We start from the raw sequence: 20596 nt of genomic DNA, 5'->3' as shown, positions 1-20596 counted from the left end.
TTCCGGCGTCGTAGCTCAGGTGCGGTATCGCGCGCGGTGCGTCTCGGGTGTCGCGTCCCGGGCTTCGTGTCCAGGACGGCATGGGCCGGACGTCGTATCTCCGGCGCCGTCGGTCGGCCGCCGCTCTCGGACTCCGCACTCAGCTGCCGTACTCACACGTCATAGGTGTCGCGCAGGGTGCGGTCGACCTCGGGGCCGCTGGTGAAGTCCTCGATGACCTGTACCGGTACGCCGACATCACCCAGCGTCCCGGCGATCTCCCGGGAGGTGAGGATCGCGACGGCCTCGGACGCCTTCCCCTTGGCCGAGATGGTGTCGGTCGCCTCCACCGTCACATGGCGGGACCAGCCCCAGCGGTCGAGCACCTGCTCCAGCGTGTTCTTCAGGAACAGACTGGTGCCCACGCCATTGCCGCACACGGTAAGGATCTTGTGTACCGCCTGGGCGCCGCCGGCCCGCTCGTCTCCGGCCTGCTCGCCGCCGGCCCGCTCGTCTCCGGCCTGCGCATCTACGGCCTCCTCGCTCCGCGCCCGTTCCTCGCCCTCCCCCTCCGGCCCGGCGAGCACCGCAAGCAGCGCGTCCGGATCGGCCGCGTCCTGCAGGGCCTGTGCCGTCGCCGGGTCGGCCAGCAGCTGGGCGAGCGCGGCCATCGCCGCCGTATGCGCGCCGGAGTCCTCGGCGGCAAGTCCCACGACCAGCTGCACCGGGTCATTCGACTCGTGGCCGAACTCCACCGGTTGTTCCAGGCGGACCCACGACATCCCGGTCCGGAGCACGGCGGGCGAGGGCCGGGCATGGGCGAAGGCGAAGCCGGGCGCGATGACGAGGTACGGCCCGTTCTCCTCGACATTGCGGATCATCTCCGCGGTGTAGGTGTCCGTGGTGGCACCCGTCTCCACCAGCAGTCCACCCGTCGTACGTATCGCGTCCTGCCAGTCCGCCACCCGGACGTCGAGGCGTACGGCCGCCTGGGGGAGAAGATCATTCAGCGCTGCCATGGCAGGGGACTCTACATACGCGCAGGTGACCGCGCACCTATGCGGAAGCAGGAATTCCGATGGATCTCCGCGGAACTGCCGCCCCGGCCAACGGCCTTGACAGTCCCTTGTGGGCGGAGAAGCCTGGTTCTTTCGGCAGTTGCCGGATGTGGGGGATACCGGGGAAATCGGGGGACTCATGGTGAGGTACACCTCTGCGCACAGGACGTACGAGAGAGCGGCGGACGCGGACGGAACACCGCCGGACGGCAGCATCCACACCGCCACCCACCCGGCGCGGCCGGCTCGACGGCGGCGTGGCAGGAGCCGGGCCGCCGCCCTCGGCGCGGCAGTACTCGCCCTCTCGCTGCCGCTGGCGGCCTGTTCCTCGGACGGGGAGGACAGTGACCCGGTGGGCGGCTCCAGCAGTTCGGCGGCCGCTTCGGCGTCATCCCCCAGCCCGACACCGACCGTCGACCCGGCCGCCTACCGCCACGCGCTGACCGACGCCCTCGGACCGCTCAACGGCGCACTGCGCGCGGTCGACAGCGCACACGACGGCGGACCGCTGAACAGGGCGCTGGACGCGGCGGCGGCCAAGGCCGATACGGCCGCCAGTGCCCTGCAATCGGCCGCCACACCGGACGACGCCCACGCCGGGAACAGTCAACTCGCGACCGCACTGCGTGCGTTGGGGCAGGACCTCAAGAGCGCCCGTGGCAGCGGCGGCCGCTGCGCCACCTCCCCCCGCGTCGAACTCGGTACGGCCCGGAGCCCGCAGAGCATCAAGGAGGCCGGCCGCGCACTCACCGCCCTCGGCTACGACGCCACGCTGCGCCTGCCGCGTACGGAGCAGGCCAAGCACCGACGGCTCGCGAACGGTGCCTTCGTCCGCGACGGCAGCCGGGGCGGTCTGGGGCGGCTGACCGTCCGGAACGGCACCGGCACCGATGCGGTGGTGACGCTGACGCGCGGCTCGCGGACGGCTTTCTCCGTGTATGTGCGCAAGGGCTCCGATGCGACCGTCCGCAGCGTCAACAGCGGCTCGTACACGGTGTACTTCACCACCGGCGAGGACTGGAAGGGCTCGAAGAGCTCCTTCACCCGCGAGTGCAGCTTCGAGAAGTTCGACGACCGGGCGAACTTCCGGACGGTGCGGGTGGCGGGCGGCACGCAGTACACGGTGCTGACGTTCACCCTGAACAAGGTGATCGGCGGAAATGCGAGCACGAGTACGGTGCCGCCGGGCGAGTTCCCGTCGTAGCGACGGCCGGGGAGGGGTGCGTCGAAGCGGCTCGGTAGGGTGCGCCGTGTGGGCGACAGCACGTGGTGGACCCTGGCGATCGCGGCGGTGACCGGCGGCACGGCGGTGCTCGCCAGTTGGGTCACCAGCCGTGGCAGCACCCAGGCCGCCAGGATTCAGTCCGAGATCGCCGCACGCTCACAGCGCGCCGAACGGCTGCGGGAGAGCCGGCGCACCGCCTACCTGGATCTGATCGAACAGACCCACCGGATGGGCGAGTTGTTCTGGGAGATCTCCGCGACGCTCCGCGAGCCCGGCTCCGAGGCCCGTACCGCCGCACTGGGCGCGCAGCAGGACCGTGAGGTCGCCGAGTACGCGAAGATCCGCCGCTGTGCGCGCGTCGTCGAACTGGAGGGCCCGCCCTCGGCCGCCGCCGCGGCGCTCGCCCTCCAGAAGGCGACCGGCCCCTTCTACGCGGCCCTCACGGCCGGCCCGTCCGGCGACACCGATCGCCGTGACGCCTTCGATGCCGCCTACCGCCCCTTCTGGGCGGCGCTGGAGAACTTCGTGGACGCGGCGCGCGAGGCCCACCAGACCGACTGAACCGAACGAGCCGGTCTCCAGGACGACGCTGTGCGGCAAGGGCCTCGCGCACCGGTCATCGTCACCGCCTACGACTCGCCGTCGTCGTCGTACGGCGCGAGCGCGAGAAGAGCGACGTCGTCATGGAAGACACGGGTGTGGCGGGGCAGGTCGGTGTTGAGGAAGTTGATGACGTCGTCGGGGCCCGGGGCGGGACCGACGGTGAAGCGGTGGCGGAGGCGGTCGAGGAGGGGGTAGAAGGCGCCGGTGTGGTCGCGGGCCTCGATGAGGCCGTCGGTGCAGAGGAGCAGGACATCGCCCGGGTGGAAGCCGTGGGTGTAGGCGACGGGGTCCTCGTCGGCCGGGGCGTCGGCCAGGGCGCCCAGGCCGAGCGGGAGGGCGGGCGGACCGGTGAGAGCCGTCACCTCACCGCGGGAGATCAGGACCGGCTCGATATGCCCCTGGTTGACGATCGTGATGCGGTGGGCCGCGGCGTCGTATTCGACCAGGACGGCGGTGACGAACAGCTCATCGTCGGGGAGCGCTTCGGCCTCGCGGACCAGGCGCCGTTCCATACGGGCGGCGACGGCCGGCAGGCCCCCGGGGCCGTAGACGGCCTCGCGGAAGCTGCCGAGGATATCGGCGACCGTACGGACGGCCTGGAGCCCCTTGCCACGGACGTCGCCGATGATGGCGCGCTCGCCGGCGCCGGTGGCGCGGATGTCGTAGAGGTCGCCGCCGACCATGGTGCCGACCTCGCCGGACCGGTAGAGACCGGCCGCGAGTACCTGTCCGACCCGGTGCGGCACCGGTCGCAGCAGGGTACGCATCAGGGCCTCGGCCACCGAGTTGGCCCGCACCAGGTGCTGTTCCTGGCGTCGGCGGTGGGCCGCCAGCGCCACGCCGAGGATGCCGACGAGGCCGGTGGCGATATAGGCGGCGACATGGTGGTTCTCCCACAGCTGGTGGAGGTTGTGGCCGGTGCAGCAGGGGGTGCCGGCCACCACCCCTTCCAGCGCGATCGCCACGACCGTGAACGCCGCGACGCTGACCGGGCCGAGGGCGTACGCGGCGATCACCGGCAGGGCGATGAGCAGGAAGCTCACCGCCCAGGGCGTGGGGGTGAGGGTCTCCAGCAGCATGACGAACGCGACATAGGCGGCCGGCAGCCAGCGCATCCACACGGGAGGACGGGGCACCGCGAGGCCACTGTTGTCGACGATCTCCGTGAACCCTCCGGCCCCGCGGCCGCGGCCCGGCCGGCGGTCCCGACCGATCCGCTGAAAGATCCGCTCACCCCACCTGTCCACACGGGCTCCTGACGCGACCGTGATCAAGAAAGCACAGCCTGACGCGGCCAGACAGCCCAACCCGGCCATTAGGCCGTCGGCGGCATGTCACCTCCGTGTCAGGCCGGTGGCGGGCCTTGCGGTTCCCGGGGCTTGCCGGTCACCGGGCTTGCGGGTTACCGGGGGCTTCCGGTCTCGTGCGGCTCACCTTCATCGGCCGGACAGGAATCGCTCACCGCTTGCACTGGAGGAGCCGCTCACCGCTTGTGCTGGAGGAGTCCCTCGGTGAAGTCCTCGGTAGCCGGTTCGTGCCGCGAGGTGTAAGGGCACTTCCAGTTCTCTTCCGTGAACCGGCCCGAGAAGTGCCGGGCGGGCTGCTCGTACTCGTACTCGGTGAAACTCGGATTGACGGAGCCGTTGTTCTTGGCTTCACGCCTGCGGATTGCGCCCTGCATCGAGTAGAAATGCTCGCCGAGGAGCATGAACTGTGCGAGCGAGTTGAAGGCGATTGCCGACGCCGTGAAGCGACGGCTCGCCCGGGACGAGCCGGGATGCATGCCCACGACGAAGAAGGCGTGCCCGCCCGCGTGGAATCCGAAATTGGGCCGGTCGGGGTCGGAGGACGCACCCGTGTCCAGACCGAAGGTCTGGCTGTCGAGGTCGTGCATGAGCTGCAGATGCCGCCAGAGGATTTCCTCGTAGGCGCTTTCGTCCACCGTTCCGGGCTCGTCGAACGTCGCGACAAAGGTACGGAAGCTCTGGTCGGACAGCAGTGGACGGACTGCGTCGACATAGGCCACGAGGTCGCGGTGGTTTTCCTCCGCCGACGCCTCGTCGCCCATTCTTCGATAGTGCCGGTGCGTGATGGTGTGGCGTTTCAGTGCGGCGCGTGCGCCCAGGCAGCTGAACTCCCGGGTCTGGATGAATCGTTCCAGTTCGGTGCGCAGGGCGGTGCCGTGTTCATTCATCGGGAGACCTTGGCTTGATGCGGAGGTTGGCCCCACGACAGTGCGGGGTGCCGGACCGGTCGGCAAGCCATAAACAGGACGAAGAGGGAAAACGTATGGTCTCAGGTGAAGTGTCACCCCGTGTCGGGGCCGAAGCGGTGGCAGCCGAAGCCGCCACCGCAGCCACCGCGCGAGGAGTGGTACGCCGGGACGGGGGCGTGGACCGGCCCTGTGCCGAGCGGGCTAGGGAAGCGTGAAGAAGATCATCGGGTTGTGGTCGCTGTCCCGCACCGGCTCGTCCAGCCCCAAGTCCTTCTTGACCAGGGCCAGTTGCACGGTCACCTGTGGAGCCTTCGCCGTGGACGGCGTGAAGAACTCGATGTTCTGCTCGGCCAGCCACTTCACGATGACCGACCCTTCGCTGAACGGCTTGGGTCGCCGGCCGTGGAAGACGTCATGGACGCTGGTGGGCGTCCGCGGGGGGACGGCGGGGAAGAGGTTCTCGATGTACCAGTGGGCAAAACGAGCCCCGTGGTCCGCGTCGATGAAGAGATAGTCCGTCTCGGCGGGGATCTTCTCCGGGTGCTGCTGGATATCCCCCTTGGTGAACGTCCAGCGTTCCGCGGAGAGTTCGCGCGGGACATTGCTTACCACGTTGTCGACGATGTCGAACGAGTGGAGATGACCGATCCCGTTGTCACGGAGGGCGCTCAGGATCCACATCGTGGACCAGCCGTAGAAGGTCCCGACCTCCACCACGACTTCGGGGCGCAGGTCACGGAGGAGCAGATATGTCATCTCCGCCTCGTAGTCGTCGAGCTGCGCCTTCATCGACTTGCCCCGGTCCTGGAGGAACTTCCGCTGGGCGTCACGTACCACCCGCAGGTCATCCTGGTACTTCCCGTACAGACTGCTGATGTACTCGACGGTTATGGATTCCACTTTTCCTCCACCGGGATATTGCGCATTGATGAGAACGGACACTGGTTCAGGGGGATGACACGGACGAGGGGACGCGAATCGTCATGCCGCCTTTCGGCAGAGGAACCGGGACATGCGCTCCGGACGCCGAAAGACCGCGGACCGCACTCTCAGCACCCCTGGCGAATATCGCGACCCGGGCCAGGCGAGCGGCGGCGGCCCTGGCCGACGCGTCGGGGGGCGGATGGAGACCGAGGAACTATGGCTGTGGGCACGGAGACCCACTGCCGTGACCAGCCGGTGGCCGACGCCGGCCCCGGGTCTTGGGAGACATACGGCTGAGGACGTGGCCACAGACGACGGAGCCGTAGCCGTAGCCGTAGCCGTAGGAAGGACACAGCAAGGTTTTCCGTGGGGTTCCGGCCTGCGCGGTGAGGGGCCGTGGGGGGCCAGGCGCGCCGGCGGCCGACCGGGTCCCCGCGGCGATCATCCGCACGAGGGCCGCAGCGTCGGCCACCGTCAGGCCGCCCCTCCACCGCCTCGCAGCGCGCATAGCCGCCGTTCCCCCGCTCCTTGCCCGATCTAGATCGACCCTAGATTTCGCAGCCGGAAACGACATCACGCTCAAGGCCCATTCCGCGCGTAGCACTCAGGTATGACGGGCCCCCGTGGACAACTCCGGAGTACCAGCCCCGGACGGCCTGACCGTCGTACAGCCGGTGCGCCGGGCCGACCCCGGCCAACACCCCTGCCCACGCGGTGAGTTCGCCCATCGCACCGAGCGCATCGCCGATGCGGCACGGAATCAGTGCCGCCCTGTCGTCGGGTAGCACGTGCGGCACGCCCCTGAGCGGACAGATGCCGTCGTCCCGGGGGAATGCGCATCTGCATATCGTCGGCTGAAGCGGAAGCGCAGTCGCCATGAAGCGCTGCCAAGCACCCTTTGCGCCTCCGTACGATGGCCGCGTGACTCCGGATTACCTCACCGCCTCGAAGCGACCGGGGCGGCGCCCCTTCAGCGCGCGATATCTCGTGGCCGCGTCAGAGGCCCTGGGCCGCGACCTCTCCGTTCTCCATGGCGAAGCGACGGCCCCTTTGCCCCGTCCCAAGAACCGCGTACTGCGCTGTCTGCCGCCTGTCCTCGCCACACTCGTCGCGGCGGATCTGGCCGTCGGGGGCACTCTTGTCACCGACGGGCAACCCGGCCTGCTGCGGGCGCTCGCGGCGCTCACCGCCTGGGCCCAGGCCCCGGCTCTGGTGTTGGCCCTCTACCGGCCGGTGGCCGCCTGGTGGCTGTCGCTGGCGGCGTCCCTGCCGTACGCGATCGGCGGGGCCCTCATGAGCGGGGCGCTGGAGATCGACGGGCCGTGGCCCTGGACGGCGCCAGGGATGATGGGGCACCTCATCCTCACCCTGACCGTCGCCTGCCGGCTCAAGCCACGGGTGTACTTCGCGCAATGGGCGATCACGATGCTCGTGGGCGCGATGCTGACCGTCCTCCTGTCGCCCGTGGCCGAGATCAACGGCCTCTTGCCGTGGGGGCTGCTCTCGGCGTTCGGGCTGGCGGTCATCGCGGCCGTCCGCGGACGGCTGGAAGGCCGACGGGAGTTGCGGAAGCAGGAGGCGCTGACCGAGTTCGAACGCTCCCGACGGGCACTGCTGGAGGAGCGCACCCGCATCGCCCGGGAGCTGCATGACGTCGTGGCCCATCACATGTCCGTCGTCGCCGTGCAGGCGGAAGCCGCGCCTTACCGGGTGGCCGAGCCTCCGCAGGAACTCAGTGACAGTTTCACCAGCATCCGGGAGAACGCGCTGGCGGCCCTGACCGAACTGCGGCACATCCTGGGCATGCTGCGGTCGGAGGAAGACGTTCCGGACAACCGCTACACGCCCCAGCCCACCCTCGAAGACATCGATGAGCTGGTGGCCAACATCCGTTCGGCGGGCCTGCGGATCGAATGGTCGGTCACCGGTACCCCCCGGCCGGTGCCCCAGCGCGTCGAACTGTCGGCCTTCCGGATCGTGCAGGAGGCCCTGAGCAATGCCTTGCGGCATTCTCCCGGCTGCCGGGTCGAATTGGAGATATCCCACGGTCGGTCCACTGTCGGCATACGCGTCGCCAACAGCCCGGCGGCCACTGAGGTGAAGCGTCAGGCGAGCACGGGCCACGGGGTGCTGGGCATGCGGGAACGGGCGTCCTCACTCGGCGGCAGTGTGCAGATCGGGCCGCGAGAAGACGGCTGGTACGAGGTGATGGCCTCGCTCCCCACAGACACACGGGACTGACCGGTTTCCAGGCGTGCGCCGGTACGCAGTTCCGCCTGGGCAGGCGGTCAGCCCGCGAGGAGAGAGTCACCTTTCAGGCCCGCGCCCGGCAGCTGATGGCGGGCGGCGGCCAGCGCCGCATCCACATCGCGGGTCCCGGTGGAAACGCACAGGGTGTAGGCGACGTCATCCATCCGCCGGCGTACCTCGGCCTTGCCCTGCCGCGCGTGCAGCAACTCCAACGCCTCATATTCTTGGATGAGTTCCAGCAGTGCCGCAGAGCGGGCCATCAGCATCTTCCGGTCAGCGAAGGATGCTCGGCCACCGCTGATATCGGGTGGTCCGGGCATGGGATCGCCGGTGCCGTCCGCAGTGGACACTGCTGCGGACGGCACCGACGAGAGAGAAGCGCGGCGGTTCCTCATGACGGCTGCGGCGGCACTACCCGCATGCTGCGGGCGACGGTTTCACCGTTCGGTGAACATGCCGGCGCGGAGCTTGGAGAGCGTACGGGTGAGCAGCCGGGAGACATGCATCTGGGAGACACCGAGCTCATCGCCGATTTGCGACTGGGTCATCTCCTGGCCGAAGCGCAGCTCGATCAGGCGCCGTTCGCGTGCATCGAGCGTGTCGAGCAGCGGAGCCAGCACATGCAGGTCTTCGACGGCCTCCAGCGCCGGGTCGTTCTCCCCCAGGACGTCGACGAGGGTGCGACGCTGCTCCGACGGGTCCGGATCGGCGGGGGTGTCGAGCGAGCCGGCGGTGTAGCCGTTGGCGGCGACGATGCCCTCGATGACCTCGTCCTCCGACAGGTCGAGGTGGGCGGCCAGCTCACGGACGGTGGGGTCGCGGTCGAGGGTCGCAGCGAGGTGCTCCTTGGCCTTGGCCAGGTCGCTGCGGAGTTCCTGGAGGCGACGGGGCACATGGACGGCCCAGCCGGTGTCCCGGAAGAACCGCTTGATCTCCCCGAGGATGTAGGGAACGGCGAAGGTGGAGAACTCCACCTCACGCGAGAGCTCGAACCGGTCGATGGCCTTGATCAGACCGATCGTCCCCACCTGGATGACATCTTCCATGTCATCGCCGCGGTTGCGGTAACGGCGGGCGACATAGCGCACCATCGACATGTTCATCTCGATGAGGGTGTTGCGCACGTACTGGTACTCGTGCGTGCCCTCCTCGAGGACCTGGAGCCGGTCGAAGAACTGCTTCGACAACGCCTTCGCATCGCGCGGGGCCACCTTCTGCGGTTGCGTCACCTCCGGCAGTACGGAACTCGTGTCGGCGTGCCGTTGCTCGGTCGTGGTCTCGCTCACGATGGTGGTCATCTCGCCTTCCCGCGCGCCCGGCACCCGCGGACGCTGCAGCGGCCGCCTACCCCGCTCCCACACCACCATGCCTCCGCACCGGACCCAGATGCGATCAACGTCCCGGCTGGAGGGCGCGTGGTGCCGCACAGGGGCACATGATGGCCCGGAGGTTGATAACCCGTTCCCCTGCTTCTCCTACCCTTTCTCGCTCTGCTTTTTCTTGCTCTCCTTCTTTTCGGTGCCGGATTCGCCCTCAGGGCGCTGTGGGTTGTCGCGGTGGTCGTACTCGTCTTCCGGGAGCGGGGTTTTATGATGCGTTCCGCGGGAGTCGGCGGCAAGCGCAGCCGACGGAATCGCTGGTAGCCCGCCGGAAATAGGTTTGGGCCGGACAACATCGCATCGTTCCCCACTTTCTGCGTTGACTGATGCATCATCACCACACCCAGGGGCACACGACGCACCATGGCCCGGGGCGTGCACTGTTCCGCAAGGGACTCACCTCCTCCGCGGTGTGCGCTCCGGGTCGCTTTCGCTCCCCCGCCGTATCCCGCTCCGTCGTTTGACGGCGCAAAGCGGGGGCACGCGACGAGTGCCGCCAACGGAAGGACCGCACAATGAGTGCCAGCGAAAAGGTCAAGGCCATCGCCGAGCAGACCATCGGAAAGTTCAAGAAGGAGGCGGGACGCGCGGTCGGAAACGAGAGCGCCACAGCTGACGGCTCCGCAAAGAAATCCAAGGGTGATCTCCGCGGAGCGAAGGAGAAGGCCAAAGACGCGTTCAAGGAATGACCTGGGCGCACACTCCGCGGGAGGGGCCACAGCTTTCACGCTGTGGCCCCTCCCGCATGTCCGAACGGCGAGGCGAAAGGTGCCCGTACGGCGCGTCGCCCGCTTCCGGTGCCGGTACCGGAAGCGGGTCGGCTCGGGGTCACTTCTGGCTGAGCATGCCCCTGCGAAGCTGGTTGATGATGCCGGCCAGCAGGCGCGAGACATGCATCTGGGACACGCCGAGTACGGCACCGATCTGTGCCTGAGTCAGCTCCTGGCCGAAGCGCAGCTGGATGATGAGGCGGTCGCGGTCGCTGAGCAGCTTCAGGAGTGAGGCCAGGGTGTACCGGTCCTCGACTCTCTCCGTGGCGGGATCGGTCGCGCTGAGCACATCGGCGAAGGACGGTGCGTCGCCCTGCGCCGCATCACCGTCGCAGGGCACGTCCAAGGAGACCGCCGAGTAGCCGTTGCCGGCCACCATGCCTTCGATGACCTCCTCTTCTGTGAGCTGCAAATGCTCGGCCAGCTCATTGATGGTGGGTTCCCGGCGCAGCAGAGTGGACAGCTGCTCCGTTGCCCGGGAGAGGTCGGCACGGAGTTCCTGCAGGCGGCGCGGGACATGGACGGCCCAGCTGGTGTCGCGGAAGAACCGCTTGATCTCCCCGAGGATGTGCGGGATGGCGAACGCAGCGAACTCCGTCCGCCGTGAGCGGTCGAACCGGTCGATGGCCTTGATCAGACCGATCGTGCCGACTTGGACGATGTCCTCCATCTGGTCACCGTGGCCTCTGTACCGGGAAGCCGCATAGCGCACCAAAGACAGGTTCATCTCGATGAGCGTATTGCGGGCGTACTGATACTCGGGGGTGCCCTCTTCGAGCTCCCCGAGTCGCTCGAAGAACAGTGGCGACAGAGCCTTGGCGTCATGGGGAGCTACGCTCCCGGCGTCCTCGATGCGAGGAAGCGTGGTGGCAGATTCTCCGGTGCGCGGTGACGGCCCGTCATGGGCCCCCTGCAGTTTCGTGTCCGATACGTCCTCGAAAACCGCGTTCATGATTCACCTCCGGAATTCAGGTCGTTTGAGCACGCCCATTGCCCGACGTCGCGGCTCTTATGCGTGCTGGCCGAACAATCACCCCGCTGAGTGGCGCAGCCGGTGTACGGGGGGACATCACCCGCGAATTCCCGGATTTGTCACGCGGAGTATGACCGGCGCAGCGTGGCATTCCGCGCGAGAGATCCGGCGTCGTGCGGGAGGCGCTTCGATGACCTGTTGACGCGGGACCCGTTCCGGAGGGGGAGGCCGTCGATTGACCGAACGGGAGACTGCCTGGAAGCGGTGGCCGAAACTCGTGACATGCTGGCGCCCATGTACGTCCATACACCGGCTGTGGTGACTCATGCCGTCGACGACGAGGTCTTTGTCGTCCGTGTCAGCGGGTCCCTCGATCACGACAGCGCCCCTCTCCTGGAAGAGGCGTGTGCGCCGGCGAAGGACTCCGGCGCTCCGCGTACCGTCATCGATCTGTCCCTCACCGACTTCGCCGACTCCACCGTGCTGCATGTGCTGCTCGCCGCGCAGCGTGCCCACGACCGGCAAGAGCGCAAGCTGATCGTCGCCGGCCCGTTCCACCGAGTCATCCGTCGGCTCTTCGATGTCACCTGCACTGCCGGGTACTTCACGCTTGCCGACAGCATGCCGCGCGCCCTCGAAGCCTGAGCACCCCTGCGCCCCGCGTCCACCGGTCTTCTTGTCCTGCGGGATGCGTTCCAGCGGCCCTCGCAGGTCATCCGCGTGCTCTTCCTCCTGGGCCGGCAGATCCTCGCGATCGCTGTCGCTCCATCACATCGCGTCTGCCTTGCATTTCGGCGAAGAATCCCACCTGACCACGGTCAGCGAGTGGCGGCTCAGCCCATGAAACCGTCCAGGCTCGTGGCGGCGCTGATCAGTGCGAGATGGGTGAATGCCTGCGGGAAATTCCCCAGATGTTCGCCCGTCATCCCTATCTGTTCCGCATACAGACCGAGGTGGTTGGCGTAGGTGAACATCTTCTCCAGTGCCACCCTGGCCTCGTCGACCTGACCGGTGCGAGCCAGCGCCTCGACCCACCAGAACGAGCAGATCGAGAAGGTCCCCTCGGTGCCGTCCAGGCCGTCGGGAGACTCCTTCGGGTCATAGCGAAAAACCAAGCTGTCCGTGACGAGACTCTTGCCGATCGCCTGCACGGTGGAGCGGAATCTCGGGTCGTTGGCCGAGAGGAATTTGACCATCGGCATCACCAGGAGCGAGGCGTCCAGAGTGCTCTCCGGTGGCTGCTCCGGGTCGCCACTGAGGCGTTGGACAAAGGTCTGATCCTGCGCGCTCCAGCCTTGGTCCATGATCTGGTGGTAGATCTTGTCGCGTTCCGACATCCAGCGCCCCAGATCGCCCGGCAAGCCGCGTTGGCGGGCCATTCGGATCATGCGCTCCACCGCTACCCAGCACATCACCCGCGAAGAGGTGTGGCGCTGCGGTCCGGCGCGGGTCTCCCAGATGCCGGCATCTGGACCGTCCCAGTGCTCCAGGAGCCAGTCGAGGATGGTGCACAGGTCCATCCAGCTCTCGTGGGAAATACCGGCGCCGTGCTTGTTGAACAGATAGATGGAGTCGAACAGTTCCCCGTAGATGTCCAGCTGGAGCTGGCCGGCGGCGCCATTCCCCACGCGGACGGGGGCAGATCCTCGGTAGCCCTCCCAGTGGTCGAGAATCTGCTCGGGCAGCTCGGCATGACCGTCGATGGAATACAGCACCCGTAGCGGGCCGCGCTCACCACCACGTACACCGCGCAGGCAGTCGGTCAGCCAGCTGATGAAGGCCTGTGCCTCACGGGTGAAACCCAGGCGCAGCAGGGCGTGGAGGGAAAAGGCCGCATCGCGAATCCAGACGTAGCGGTAGTCCCAATTGCGTTCACCACCGACCTGTTCGGGAAGCCCGAGGGTCGGTGCGGCGACGATGGCGCCGCTGGGCTCATGGGTCAGGAGTTTGAGGGTCAGCGCCGAGCGGTGCACCACTTCGCGCCAGCGGCCGGTGTAAGTGGACTGGCTCAGCCATTGGCGCCAGAACCGTACGGTGGACCGGAACAGTTCCTCGGCGGCCTGGGCATCGACCAGATCGACGGTCGGCTCGGCACAGGTCGGTTCGGAGGACTCCAGCACAAAGAGCACCGACTGCCCTTCGGTCAGGTCGAATTCGCTGACCGCGTCCTGCCCCTCGGCATGGAGGGTCACGCTTGCCTGGAGCGAGAGTTCCAGCGCCTCGCTCGTAAAGCGCACACCGTGCGGCTGGGATTCCACCTTGTGCGGGTCCCGGCCGTAGTTCATGCGCGGGGCGATGACTGCTCGGATACGCGCGCCGCCCCGCACGCTGACCACCCGCCGCACCAGACGTTGCCGATGATTCCGGTCCCCTTCCGCCCGTATCGGCATGAAGTCCTGGATCTCGACGATGCCGTTCTCGGTCAGCATCCGCGTCATGAGGATGTTGGTGTCAGGGAAGTAGTACTGCTGCCGTTTGGCCACCTCCCCGACGGGGCTGATGTGCCAGTGCCCGCCGTTCTGTGCGTCGAGCAGCGAGCCGAAGATACTGGGCGAGTCGAAACGCGGGGCACAGAACCAGTTGATGCGGCCATCGGTCCCGACCAGTGCGGCGGTCCGCAGGTCGCCGATCAGCCCGTGTTCGGCGATGGGGAGATAGCCCTCGTTCGCCACACCACCCGCCGGTGCTTGACGGCCGCTCACGCGGAATGCACCAGCCCGCCGCATGCGGCCTCCTGCGGACGGAGCGGCGCTCGGCTCCCAGCTGCCGCGGGCGCCGGCGCGGAATCAGCCGCCCGGAGAAATCTGCCGTCAGCAGCGTCCCCGAATCCCTCTCCGTCCGGAGGGGATATCGCTCCGTGCAGGACGGACGCCGCTCCTGCCGTGCGGTCGTCTTTCATCAACTGCCTCTCTCGGCAATGCGGCTGTCTGCCGCCGTGCCGCTCGGCAGGGCCCCCACCGACCGAATTCATCGACGGCTACGGGAGGGCAGTTTGCATTCCTGGGGCGCCTGGTCCTTTGGGCCGGCCCGTCATTCACCGGTAGGTACGCGTCTCCTCGACGTCGACCACCGGAGCTCCGGGAGACGGCGGCTGGACACGCCGCCGCTTGAGGATGCTCACATAGGTCGCCAGACCGATCACTCCGACGGCCATCATGATGAGCCCGACCAGGTCGAGATTGACCCCGGACAGGTGCCAGTCCACTGCGAACGTCAAAATGGCACCCACCGCGATAAGCCCGATGCATCCGCCGATACCCATGATCGTCCTCTCCCTCCGGTACGCAAATGCTGCTGAACTCCCGTATGCCCCGGCGGAGCTCATTCATGAGTCGAGGCGCTTCCGCGTGACCGGGGGGCGCCCTGCCGGGTGCGTATGACCACCTTGCCGCTCGTTGCCGGAGCCACCAGCGTGCTGGCCCAGGTCATCCACGAACTCCGCGGAGAGCGGCCTGACTTGACGCTGCCGCGCTCCCAGTACTCCGCCTTGGCGTCCTGATGGGCACCGGCCTGGCAGCGCGCGCCTTCAGCGACACCGGCGACTCGCTCGGGTGGCAAATGGAGTTGACGTCCGAGGTGGACGCGGGTCTCCTGTTGCGATGTCTGACCTTCGCATTCAACAGCCGGACGACGACGCCACCCTCAAGGACTGGCAGCACGTCCACAACGTGATCATTCCTACCCACCTCCTCTCGCTGGATGAGGTGCGGGAACGTGCGCAGCGCCACCACTTGGAGGTCGCGTATTCCGGTGACGACCTCATCGGATGCAGCACGGTGCGCGCGCCTACGGACGACACGCTGACGGTCACAGTGATCGCCCGAGTGCTCGCCGCTCACCGTGGTCAGGGGTTCGGCGAGGAACTCTATGCGCGCGGGCTCAGCCGGGCGCGGGAGCTCGGCGCCGAAGTGATCGAGACCGTCGTCCTGTCCTCCAACGAGGACGGTCTGCGGTTCGCACGCAATCACGGGTTCGTCGAGATCGAGCGATACCTGCTGCCGGGCGACAGCATCCCCTGGATCGACTTGCGCCTTTCCCAATCCTGACTCTCCCGGAGCTCGTTGCTCCGGGCATGTCGACAGTCGAGCAACTGCTATCGGACGCGGTGTGGGGGTTCGACCCGGGCGAACCGTCCCGCTATCCGCTCATCAAGCCCTCGAACGCCTCCTGCCAGTGGGCAGGGTGAAGCCTGGTCGTCCGCATACTGTCCGGCGCCCGACCTGGCCGACGCACACGACGACGGGTGGGGCGGAGTGCATCAGACCTGGGCATCAGACCTGGGCATCAGACGCGGACATCAGAGCGGCAGCGTCACACGGATGGTCTTGCCGGTCACGGTCACGGTGATGTCGATGGTGCGGGCCAGGCGTTGTATCAGGGGCCAGCCGCATCCTCCGGTGGCGTCAGGGGCACGAGGGGCGGAAGCGGTGGGGCAGCGGTCACTTCCGTCCTCGACCGCCACCTCCAGGTATCCCTCGGTGATGCGCGCGGTGAACCCGGTGAGCCCTCCCCCGTGCCGCTGGGCGTTGGTGACCAGCTCCGTGGTCACCAGGAGGGCATCGACGAGAGCCAGGTCATCGACCGGGCTGCCTGGCCTGTGCAGCATGTCGTGCACAAAGTTGCGTGCCTCGGCTGCTCTTACAGGTACTCCCCGCATCACACTCTTCCACCTCAATGCGCCCACGCCGTCCTGGCGGCGCCGTGTCCCGTGTCCGCCTGCCCGGCGGGCATTGCCGGCCGGGGCCTTCTCGCACGGCAGGACGGCGGGACGGCAATACTCTCAGGCCCCCTTGCCGAGGCCACAGCGGGTACGGGCGCAAGCGGCGGCACACTGCCGACCAGGGTGAAGTGCCCGGCCGTGTCACACCGGCCAGGACTCCAGCCGTAGATCGTGAGCTTCGTGATCGGTTCGCGGCTTGTCGGCGGTCATGGCCGGCCTGGGCACGGGCTCGGTGGCGGCGTCGCCCATCGGACCAGCTGAGCCGGTGGGTCAGGTCGTGGACCTGCTGGCTGACGAGCGTGAGGGTGAACAGGCGCTGGATCTCATTGCAGCCGAGTCGAATCAGGTCGTCCGGTCCGGAATGTAGGCCGTGTTCGTCGGCTCGGACGGCGGCGAGGAAGGCGTGGGCGAGCATGGCGAGGGTGGCCCAGCGGGTCCAGGACGCGAAGCGGCGGACCTGGCGCTCGTCGAGTCCGGCCAGGCCCTTGGCGGACTGGAAGGCTGCCGCCACCCGGCGTCTTCACGCCCCGATGATCAGCGGTTGCTGCACCCGTCTCCTCATCGACCGCCGCCCGCGAGACCACGATCAATGCTACGGAGGCGGCGTGCGCAGGCCGTTATTGTCGGGCGCCATGCGCATCCTCGTACTTGGCGGCACCTCGTTCGTGGGCCGGGCCCTCGTGGACGATGCCCTGCGTGCGGGCGCGGAGGTGACCCTGTTCGGTCGGGGCCGGACGGGATCCGAGCTGTTTCCGCATGTGCCCAGGCGTATCGGCGACCGAGACACCGGTGACTACACGGCCTTGCAGGACGGTAGTTGGGACGCAGTAGTCGATGTCAGCGGGTATGTGCCGCGCCACGTCGGGCAGGCAATGGAGGCGCTCGGCGACCGAGTCGGCAGGTACCTGTTCATCTCCAGTCATGCGGTGTATGCGCGGACGGGTGTGGGGCCGGGCTCGGACGAGAACACACCGCGTCGGCCACCGGTCCGTGACACCGAGGACTTGAACGAAGAGACCTACGGGCCACTCAAAGCGGCCTGCGAGGACGACGTGTTGGCCAGATACGGATCACGGGCGACGATCGTGCGGCCGGGGAAGGTGGTCGGGCCGAACGACGTGCAGAATGGGCTCACGTACTGGGTGCGCCGGGCCGCGCGTGGCGGTCGGGTAGCCCTGCCGAGCCGCCCTGAGCAGCCGGTTCAGGTGATCGACTCGCGTGACCTGGCCCGCCTCGTGGTGCAGCTGCTGGTGGACGACAGACCCGGTGCGTTCCATGCCGTCGGTCCAGCCGAGCCGACCACGATGTCCGAGCTGATCACCACCTGCGCGCAGGTCGCGGGCAGCCAGGTCGAGGTCGTTCCGGTGCCCGCCGAAGCAGTGTCGCCGTTCTTCCCTCTGATCCGCCCCGAATCGATGTGGCCGACGCAGCAGCGCAGCCCGGCTCGCGCCCGAGCCGCCGGTATGCCCGCGACTCCGTTGGCGGTGACCGTCGCTGATGTGCTGGCGTGGGACCGCGCGCGTGGCGAGCCGCCGCTGGGCCACGGATTGTCCCGAGAAGAAGAGGCGAAACTGCTCGCTGGAACCTGATCTCCGGAGTACGCCGGGCTGCACAGCCACCATCACGATTTACGGCCGGAGTACTGGGACATCATTCGGGCGCGCGGTCGAAGGTGATCGGAAGGGTAACGGTAATGGCCTTACCGCCCGCCGTCGGGATAATGACGACACAGGCCGTGAGTTGCTGAATCATCGACCACCCATATCCACCGACCGCATACTTTTCACGTCCGACGGCCGTGGCGGGTTGCCGGCGGCTGCGATCGGCAACGGTCACTTCCAGTCGATCGGCCACGATCCGGGCCGAGAAACCGGAAAGCCCGTTTCCATGGCGCTGGGCATTGGTCACCAATTCCGAGGTGACCAGCAGGGCGTCGATCATGGAGAGTTCACCGATCCGCGGACGGTGAGCGCTCAGCAGCTCATGAACACCGGCCCGCGCCTCCGCCGCTTTGTTCACTGGGGTCTGTTGCGCACCCGCCACATCTGTCACCTCACGCCCTGTCCATCTCCATGCCCTGGGAATCCACCGCCACCTCATCCAGGGGCCGCGTAGCAGGCCACTTCTACGAGAAGGTCCTCTGACGGCTTCCCCGGATCCGAGGGTTCACGCACCACCTCCACGACGCCGCGCGTGCTCGGCGCCGGAGGGGGCGGCCACCCGGTCGGCGGCCGCCCCCTCCGACGCCGAGCACGCCTCACACGAGGGGAAATCCCCCGAAATACACCCCGACCTGATGAAGGTGGTCAGCACTGCCCTCGTGCCCATCCCCCTCGAAGGCGGCGCGTCCTTGATCTCCTGCCTGGTGCGGCCGACGTAGATCTTCTCCTCGCCCTGGTCGATACCGGTCACCGTGCCGGCCGGCAGCACGACCCGCCTCCCGAGGATCCAAGGGCCGGTGCCGACGACAAGGTGTGCGGAATCGACCTCATCGGAATGCTTGTCGACCTTGCCGATACTCCCGTCAACGGCTTCGACGCTGTACCCCGCGAGGGCCGTGCCCGCCCGATACCCGGAGTCGGGAAGGTATCCCCAGACATGGGAACTCATGCGAAATCCCTTCAGCGCGACGCGATAGCAGGCTCATCCCGCCCCTGTTCCTGCCCATAAACAAAGGGGAACGGTGACGGGCTCTTTCCAGCATGTCGGTCATCCCGACAGTGCTCTGCTGCCCCGAGACCTGTATCCAAAACAGCGTGCGAAAGCGCGGAGACCGGAACCGTCCGATGCCGTTTACCAGCAGATGCGGGAGCGGACCGGCCGCTTTTCGGCGAACGGAGTACCGCGCAAAGGGCCGGATAACGCCGCGCGCCTCCGACCGCACGTCAGACTTCGGCCGACGCCGCACCGGGCCTCATCCGAGGGCGACGAGTCGCTCCTGAATGTCGCGGGTCAGCTCGGCTTCCTGCGAGAGGAGGTAGAAGTGCCCCCCGGGAAATGCGCGCGCGTCACAGCGGGCCGAGGTCAGCTCCGCCCACGCCCGGACGTCGTCGGGGGCCGGGTCGGGGTCGTCCGTCCCGAAGTACGCGACCACGGGAATGTCAACGGCAGGTGCCTTGGGTTCCGCCACATACGCTTCGAGCAGCCCGTAGTCCGCACGGATCGGCGGCAGGAACAGCTCGCGCAGCTCGGGGTCCTGCAGGAAATCCGCCCCCGGGCCGCCGAGCCCGCCGACCCTGGCGAGCAACTCCTCATCGGTGAGGTCCCCCTTGCCGAGGCGCCGCAGGCGATGGGGAGCGGCCCGGCCGGAGACGAGGAGCGCTGCCGGGCCAGCCACCCCGCGCCCGGTGAGCAACGCCGTGACCTCATGCGCCACGGATGCCCCCATGCTGTGACCGAAGAAGACCGTACGGGGCGTCATATGAGGTGCCAGCTCGTCGGCGATCCGGCCGGCGAGTTCCGTCATGCTCGTGATGCCGGGCTCGTCCATCCGCGCCTCACGTCCCGGGTAGCACACCGCGCTCACTTCCCAGTCGGACGGGAGGTGCCGGGGCCAGGAGCGAAAGAAACTCGCCGAGCCGCCGGCGTGCGGGAAACAGACGAGCCGGAGCCGGGGTGCGGCCACCGGCTGGTAGGTACGCAGCCACGGGGTGGAGAGCGGGCCGGAAGAGAGAGGCATGCGGGGAAGTTTAGGTGCCGGACCTGGGTAAGCGCCGGGCTCGCATACACCGAGCGGCCCCGGTACGCGTACCGGGGCCGCTCGCCTTCTTCCTTCCCGCCGTCGGATCACCCCCGTAGGCCCTACGGCAGATTGAAGAAGATCATCGGGTTGTGGTCACTGACGCGGACCGGCTCGTCCAGGCCCAGCCTTTTCTTGACGGCGGCGAGCTCCGCCGTCACCTGTGGGGCCTTGGCGGTGGAAGGCGTGAAGCACTCGATGCCCGTCTCGGCCAGCCATTTGACGATGACCGAGCCTTCGCTGAGCGGCTTCGGGCGCCGTCCGTGGAAGACGTCGTGGACGCTGGTGGGTGTTCCCGCGGGGACGGCGGGAAAGAGGTTGTCGATGTACCAGTGGGCGAAGCGCGCCCCGTGGTCGGCGTCGATGAAGAGGTAGTCGGTCCGGGCGGGTATCTTCGCCAGGTTCTCCCGGACGTCTCCCATGGTGAACGTCCAGCGCTCCCCCGCGAGTTCCGCCGGCACGTTGCGCACGACGTTGTCGACGATGTCGAACGAGTGGAGGTGACCGTTCCCGTTGTCGCGAAGCGCGCTCAGGATCCACCTCGTCGACCAGCCGTAGAAGGTCCCGATCTCCGTCACGACATCGGGGCGCAGCTCACGCAGCAGCAGGTACGTGATCTCCGCTTCGTAGTCGTCGAGCTGAGCCTTCATCGACTTGCCGCGGTCCCGGAGAAACTGCCGCTGGGCGTCGCGCACCTTGCACAGGGAGTCCTGGTATTTCACATACAGGGCGCCGACGTATTCGGTCGTCATCGCTTGCAT

At 67.8% G+C, this 20596-nt stretch carries 23 protein-coding genes and 1 pseudogene; 9 read left to right on the top strand and 15 right to left on the bottom strand.

The window, feature by feature from the left end; all coding sequences use genetic code 11:
- Nucleotides 1-152: 152 nt before the first annotated feature.
- Nucleotides 153-998: a PTS sugar transporter subunit IIA gene (locus ACGFWI_RS00365; protein WP_393903645.1), complete on the bottom strand. Its 846-nt coding sequence runs from the start codon at nt 996-998 to the stop codon at nt 153-155.
- Nucleotides 999-1176: 178 nt separating this feature from the next.
- On the opposite strand from ACGFWI_RS00365, the gene ACGFWI_RS00360 reads away from it, so the two are divergent.
- Together ACGFWI_RS00360 and ACGFWI_RS00355 are read left to right on the top strand one after the other, a co-directional pair.
- The gene (locus tag ACGFWI_RS00360; protein ID WP_393903644.1) at nt 1177-2241 is read left to right on the top strand and encodes a hypothetical protein; all 1065 of its coding nucleotides are present in this window, start codon (nt 1177-1179) and stop codon (nt 2239-2241) included.
- 48 nt (nt 2242-2289) lie between these two features.
- A complete protein-coding gene (locus tag ACGFWI_RS00355) occupies nt 2290-2823 on the top strand; it encodes a hypothetical protein (RefSeq protein ID WP_393903643.1) in 534 nt (177 codons plus the stop codon).
- 68 nt (nt 2824-2891) lie between these two features.
- On the opposite strand, the gene ACGFWI_RS00350 is transcribed toward ACGFWI_RS00355, so the two are convergent.
- The 3 genes from ACGFWI_RS00350 to ACGFWI_RS00340 all read right to left on the bottom strand — a co-directional run bounded on the left by ACGFWI_RS00350 (nt 2892) and on the right by ACGFWI_RS00340 (nt 5980).
- Entirely contained in the window at nt 2892-4112 is a 1221-nt protein-coding gene (locus ACGFWI_RS00350; RefSeq protein WP_393903642.1) for a PP2C family protein-serine/threonine phosphatase, read from the bottom strand.
- A gap of 236 nt (nt 4113-4348) precedes the next feature.
- Nucleotides 4349-5059, bottom strand: a complete 711-nt coding sequence (gene gntA / locus ACGFWI_RS00345; RefSeq protein WP_393903641.1) for a guanitoxin biosynthesis heme-dependent pre-guanitoxin N-hydroxylase GntA — start codon at nt 5057-5059, stop codon at nt 4349-4351.
- Between the two features lie 222 nt (nt 5060-5281).
- Nucleotides 5282-5980 carry a class I SAM-dependent methyltransferase gene (locus tag ACGFWI_RS00340; protein WP_393903640.1) on the bottom strand — a complete coding sequence of 233 codons (699 nt, stop codon included), beginning with the start codon at nt 5978-5980 and terminating at the stop codon, nt 5282-5284.
- A 945-nt stretch (nt 5981-6925) separates the two neighbouring features.
- Here ACGFWI_RS00340 and ACGFWI_RS00335 point away from each other — a divergent pair.
- The gene (locus ACGFWI_RS00335) at nt 6926-8245 is read left to right on the top strand and encodes a sensor histidine kinase (RefSeq protein ID WP_393903639.1); all 1320 of its coding nucleotides are present in this window, start codon (nt 6926-6928) and stop codon (nt 8243-8245) included.
- A gap of 47 nt (nt 8246-8292) precedes the next feature.
- Here the strand turns inward: ACGFWI_RS00335 and ACGFWI_RS00330 are convergent, their stop codons facing one another.
- Both ACGFWI_RS00330 and ACGFWI_RS00325 read right to left on the bottom strand, forming a co-directional pair.
- On the bottom strand, nt 8293-8520 hold the full coding sequence (locus tag ACGFWI_RS00330) for a DUF5133 domain-containing protein (RefSeq protein ID WP_393903986.1): 228 nt from the start codon (nt 8518-8520) through the stop codon (nt 8293-8295).
- 171 nt (nt 8521-8691) lie between these two features.
- The gene (locus ACGFWI_RS00325; protein WP_393903638.1) at nt 8692-9552 is read right to left on the bottom strand and encodes an RNA polymerase sigma factor SigF; all 861 of its coding nucleotides are present in this window, start codon (nt 9550-9552) and stop codon (nt 8692-8694) included.
- A gap of 168 nt (nt 9553-9720) precedes the next feature.
- On the opposite strand from ACGFWI_RS00325, the gene ACGFWI_RS00320 reads away from it, so the two are divergent.
- Together ACGFWI_RS00320 and ACGFWI_RS00315 are read left to right on the top strand one after the other, a co-directional pair.
- Nucleotides 9721-9897: a hydrophobic protein gene (locus ACGFWI_RS00320; protein WP_393903985.1), complete on the top strand. Its 177-nt coding sequence runs from the start codon at nt 9721-9723 to the stop codon at nt 9895-9897.
- A gap of 251 nt (nt 9898-10148) precedes the next feature.
- Entirely contained in the window at nt 10149-10322 is a 174-nt protein-coding gene (locus tag ACGFWI_RS00315; RefSeq protein WP_393903637.1) for a CsbD family protein, read from the top strand.
- A gap of 139 nt (nt 10323-10461) precedes the next feature.
- On the opposite strand, the gene ACGFWI_RS00310 is transcribed toward ACGFWI_RS00315, so the two are convergent.
- Complete coding sequence (locus ACGFWI_RS00310; RefSeq protein WP_393903636.1) at nt 10462-11355, bottom strand: SigB/SigF/SigG family RNA polymerase sigma factor; 894 nt, start codon at nt 11353-11355, stop codon at nt 10462-10464.
- 303 nt (nt 11356-11658) lie between these two features.
- Here ACGFWI_RS00310 and ACGFWI_RS00305 point away from each other — a divergent pair, with 303 nt between their 5' ends.
- Nucleotides 11659-12021 carry an STAS domain-containing protein gene (locus ACGFWI_RS00305; RefSeq protein ID WP_393903635.1) on the top strand — a complete coding sequence of 121 codons (363 nt, stop codon included), beginning with the start codon at nt 11659-11661 and terminating at the stop codon, nt 12019-12021.
- 188 nt (nt 12022-12209) lie between these two features.
- Here the strand turns inward: ACGFWI_RS00305 and ACGFWI_RS00300 are convergent, their stop codons facing one another.
- Entirely contained in the window at nt 12210-14102 is a 1893-nt protein-coding gene (locus ACGFWI_RS00300; protein ID WP_393903634.1) for a glycoside hydrolase family 15 protein, read from the bottom strand.
- A 308-nt stretch (nt 14103-14410) separates the two neighbouring features.
- Nucleotides 14411-14638: a DUF6458 family protein gene (locus tag ACGFWI_RS00295; RefSeq protein WP_393903633.1), complete on the bottom strand. Its 228-nt coding sequence runs from the start codon at nt 14636-14638 to the stop codon at nt 14411-14413.
- 114 nt (nt 14639-14752) lie between these two features.
- Here ACGFWI_RS00295 and ACGFWI_RS00290 point away from each other — a divergent pair, with 114 nt between their 5' ends.
- Nucleotides 14753-14875, top strand: coding sequence for a hypothetical protein (locus ACGFWI_RS00290; protein ID WP_393903632.1), 123 nt, complete (start codon nt 14753-14755; stop codon nt 14873-14875).
- 100 nt (nt 14876-14975) lie between these two features.
- Nucleotides 14976-15422, top strand: a complete 447-nt coding sequence (locus tag ACGFWI_RS00285) for a GNAT family N-acetyltransferase (RefSeq protein ID WP_393903631.1) — start codon at nt 14976-14978, stop codon at nt 15420-15422.
- 251 nt (nt 15423-15673) lie between these two features.
- Here ACGFWI_RS00285 and ACGFWI_RS00280 read toward each other — a convergent pair whose 3' ends face one another.
- Together ACGFWI_RS00280 and ACGFWI_RS00275 are read right to left on the bottom strand one after the other, a co-directional pair.
- On the bottom strand, nt 15674-16033 hold the full coding sequence (locus ACGFWI_RS00280) for an ATP-binding protein (protein ID WP_393903630.1): 360 nt from the start codon (nt 16031-16033) through the stop codon (nt 15674-15676).
- Between the two features lie 253 nt (nt 16034-16286).
- A pseudogene (locus ACGFWI_RS00275) lies at nt 16287-16616 on the bottom strand (IS701 family transposase); the annotation flags it as partial.
- Nucleotides 16617-16728: 112 nt separating this feature from the next.
- Between ACGFWI_RS00275 and ACGFWI_RS00270 the strand changes: the two are divergent.
- On the top strand, nt 16729-17685 hold the full coding sequence (locus ACGFWI_RS00270) for an NAD-dependent epimerase/dehydratase family protein (protein WP_393903629.1): 957 nt from the start codon (nt 16729-16731) through the stop codon (nt 17683-17685).
- Nucleotides 17686-17746: 61 nt separating this feature from the next.
- On the opposite strand, the gene ACGFWI_RS00265 is transcribed toward ACGFWI_RS00270, so the two are convergent.
- The 4 genes from ACGFWI_RS00265 to ACGFWI_RS00250 form a co-directional block, all read right to left on the bottom strand.
- On the bottom strand, nt 17747-18148 hold the full coding sequence (locus ACGFWI_RS00265; protein ID WP_393903628.1) for an ATP-binding protein: 402 nt from the start codon (nt 18146-18148) through the stop codon (nt 17747-17749).
- A 114-nt stretch (nt 18149-18262) separates the two neighbouring features.
- Entirely contained in the window at nt 18263-18706 is a 444-nt protein-coding gene (locus tag ACGFWI_RS00260) for a PRC-barrel domain containing protein (RefSeq protein ID WP_393903627.1), read from the bottom strand.
- A 304-nt stretch (nt 18707-19010) separates the two neighbouring features.
- Nucleotides 19011-19775 (bottom strand): thioesterase II family protein, encoded by a 765-nt coding sequence (locus tag ACGFWI_RS00255; protein WP_393903626.1) that lies wholly within the window; start codon nt 19773-19775, stop codon nt 19011-19013.
- A 122-nt stretch (nt 19776-19897) separates the two neighbouring features.
- Nucleotides 19898-20587 (bottom strand): class I SAM-dependent methyltransferase, encoded by a 690-nt coding sequence (locus ACGFWI_RS00250; RefSeq protein WP_393903625.1) that lies wholly within the window; start codon nt 20585-20587, stop codon nt 19898-19900.
- Nucleotides 20588-20596: the final 9 nt, after the last annotated feature.

It is taken from the genome of Streptomyces sp. NPDC048434, assembly GCF_043200375.1.
Lineage (GTDB): Bacteria > Actinomycetota > Actinomycetes > Streptomycetales > Streptomycetaceae > Streptomyces.
This window is presented reverse-complemented; position numbering and strand designations above follow the sequence as displayed.